This window comes from Kribbella antibiotica, from assembly GCF_004349055.1.
GTDB lineage: Bacteria > Actinomycetota > Actinomycetes > Propionibacteriales > Kribbellaceae > Kribbella > Kribbella antibiotica.
On sequence record NZ_SMKX01000282.1, the window covers coordinates 1 to 2,840 of the forward strand.

Sequence of the window (2,840 nt, forward strand, 5' to 3'; positions counted from 1 at the left end):
CGGCCCCACGGATCCATCCAAGACCTGACACCAATCCAGGCCGAGCAGACTCACTACACTCACCGAACCCGTCTCGCCGAGGCCGGTTAACACCTAACGAAGCCTCCGGACACGCCGGGGCGGCTCAGTTTGTCTTGGGATCGTGGTGGTGGCTTTGTGGCGGACGGCTCGGGTGGGGGTGCGGTTGACTCGGGACGGGGTGGAGTTTCGCGGGTACTTCGTGGACGAGAAGGTGCCGTGGGCCGAGGTTGTCGAGATCGGGGTGTCGGACGGCGTCGGCGAGCTGGGAGAGACGGTGTTTCCGGTGATCAGGACGGCGGAGGGCGAGTACGACGTGGCCGGGCTGACCGGGTACACGCGACGGGGGCGGAATCGTCGCGTGGACCGGGCCGTACGGCGGATGAACGCGTACTGGGCGAGCGTCAGGCCGGAGTGAGCGCGGCGGCGTGTTTGCCGGTGGTGAGGGACTGGCCTTGGTCGATCATTTGGGTGGCTATGCGGTCGATGGCGGCTGAGAAGGCTTCGGTGTTTTCGGGGTCCCAGTCGGCGAGGCGGGTGAGCATCCAGGTGCGGAAGGCGCCGACGAAGCGTTGGAACATTTCGAGGCCGGCCGGGGTGAAGCGGTAGTTGCCGAGGGTTTCGGAGAGGTAGCCGGCGGCAACTAGTTGGGTGGCGAGGGGTTCTACTACGCCGGGGGGCATTTTGAGGTCGGCGGTGATGGCGGCGAGGGTGGCGGAGCCGGTGTCGCGGCCGCCGCGGTAGACGCGCATGATCAGCCAGGCCTGGGCTGCGGTGAGGGGGAGGCCGGATTCGGCGAGGACCTCGGGGGCTGGGTTTCGCTTGTGGTGCTGGACTACCAGGGCGGCGAGTTTGGCGAGTTCGTGCTCGGAGTCGAAGGAGGAGGGGGCGGCGAAGTTCTCGCCGACGTCGCGGGCCGACATGCGGGCGGTGTCGCGGAGGGGGACCTGCTTCAGCATCAGGGCGGTGAGGAAGCCGAGGGCTGCGACCGGGACGGCCCAGAGGAAGACGACGTGCAGGGAGTCGGCGTAGGCGGCGGTGATGAAGGAGCGGGCGGTCGCCGGAAGATCACGCACACCGGAGACGGTGGTGGCCAGGCGTGGGTCGATCTGAGCACTCTGTACGGCGGGGGCCAGCTTCTCGGGGAGTTGGTGGGCGTAGATGGAGCCGAAGACGGCGACGCCGAAGGAGCTACCCATGGTGCGGAGGAAGCTGACGCCGGAGGTGGCGACGCCGAGATCGGAGTAGTCGACTGTGCTTTGGACGACGACGGTCGGGACGGGCATGCAGAGGCCGATACCGGTGCCGAGGACAACCATGAACGCGGCAGTCTCGACGTACGGGGTGCTGTTGCTGAGCAGTGACAGCAGGAAGAGGCCGACACCGATCAGCACGGTGCCGATGATCGGGAAGATGCGGTAGCGGCCGGTCTTGCTGATCACTTGGCCGACCAGCACCGAGGCGACGAGCAGACCGCCGACCAGTGGCAGCATCTGCAGGCCGGATTCGGTAGCCGAGGCGCCGTGCACGAACTGCAGGTACGTCGGCAGATACGTGACGCCACCGAGCATCGCGAAGCCGATGATGAAGCTCATGATCGAGCAGACCGTGAAGACGCCGGATCGGAACAATCGCAAGGGTAGTAAGGGTTCTGCGGCTCGATGTTCGGCCACGACGAACAGTCCGAGCGCCAGCAGCGACCCGATGATCATCGAGATGATGACCACCGAACCCCAGGCGTATTCGTTGCCGCCCCACGTCGTCACCAGGGTCAGGCCGGTCGCGGCTGCGCCGATGAACAAGATGCCCAGATAGTCGATCTTCGGACTCGTTGGAGCCTTCACCGAAGGAAGGGTGAGCGAGGCAACGATCAGTACGACGATGCCGAGCGGAATGTTCACGTAGAACGCCCAGCGCCAGCTCAGGTGGTCGACGAACAGACCGCCGAGCAGTGGGCCGGCGACGGTGGAGACGCCGAAGACCGAGCCCATCACGCCCTGGTACTTGCCGCGTTCGCTCAGCGGGACGACGTCCGCGATCACCGCCATCGCGGTCACCATCAGACCGCCGGCGCCGAGCCCCTGGATCGCGCGGGAGCCGACCAGCCACAGCATCGAGTCGGCCATTCCGCACAGGGCCGAGCCGGCGAGGAACAGTACGACGCTGAGCAGGAACATTCGTTTGCGCCCGTACAGGTCGCCGAACTTGCCGATCAGCGCGGTCATGATCGTCTCGGCGAGCAGGTACGACGTCACCACCCAGGACAGGTGGTTCGCACCGCCCAGGTCGCTCACGATGGTCGGCAGCGCGGTCGCCACGATCGTCTGATCGAGGGCCGCGAGCAACATTCCGAGCATGATCGCGACCACCACTGCGTTCCGGGTGCCACGTCCTACCGGCTGAGCCTCGGTCTCCATGAGCCGAATGTAGTCACTCCAGCACGCTCCGCAACTACGGAATCGCGGCGATCGCGTGACGAAAGTGTTCGCGGACCTGGGCCACTCACCAAGTGCCTCGGGCGGCGGATTCTCGGGACGGCTGAGCGTGGCGGGGTGGGCGCCGCGGAGGTTGGATGCTCCTATGGATGTCAAGCAGCGGTTGGCTTGGGGTTTGGTTGGCGTAGGAGGTAGTAGATCTCGCGGGCGATGAGGCGTTTGAGGCAGCGGATGATGTCTTTCTTTGACAGGCCTTCGGCGGTGCGTTTCGCTGCGTAGGCCTGGGTGCGTGGATCGTGGCGGAGTCGGCTGATGACGATCACGTAGAGCGCTTTGTTGGCTTGCCGGTCGCCGCCTCGGTTGAGGCGGTGGCGGTGGGTCTGGCCA

The 2,840-nt window shown here is 66.0% G+C and carries 3 protein-coding genes; 1 reads left to right on the top strand and 2 read right to left on the bottom strand.

Annotated elements, in window-relative coordinates; genetic code table 11:
- The first annotated feature begins 148 nt into the window (after window positions 1-148).
- On the top strand, window positions 149-436 hold the full coding sequence (locus tag E1263_RS42145) for a hypothetical protein (RefSeq protein ID WP_132178058.1): 288 nt from the start codon (window positions 149-151) through the stop codon (window positions 434-436).
- Here E1263_RS42145 and E1263_RS42150 read toward each other — a convergent pair.
- Window positions 423-2,435 (bottom strand): MDR family MFS transporter, encoded by a 2,013-nt coding sequence (locus tag E1263_RS42150; protein ID WP_132178060.1) that lies wholly within the window; start codon window positions 2,433-2,435, stop codon window positions 423-425. The genes E1263_RS42145 and E1263_RS42150 overlap by 14 nt on opposite strands.
- Window positions 2,436-2,605: 170 nt before the next feature.
- The coding region (locus E1263_RS42155; RefSeq protein WP_165956932.1) for a transposase at window positions 2,606-2,840 on the bottom strand (235 nt) is incomplete at its 5' end.

Coding starts and splice junctions, on each gene's coding strand:
- E1263_RS42150 (WP_132178060.1), bottom strand. CDS start 2,435: ATGGAGACCGAGGCTCAGCCGGTAGGACGTGGCACCCGGAACGCAGTG.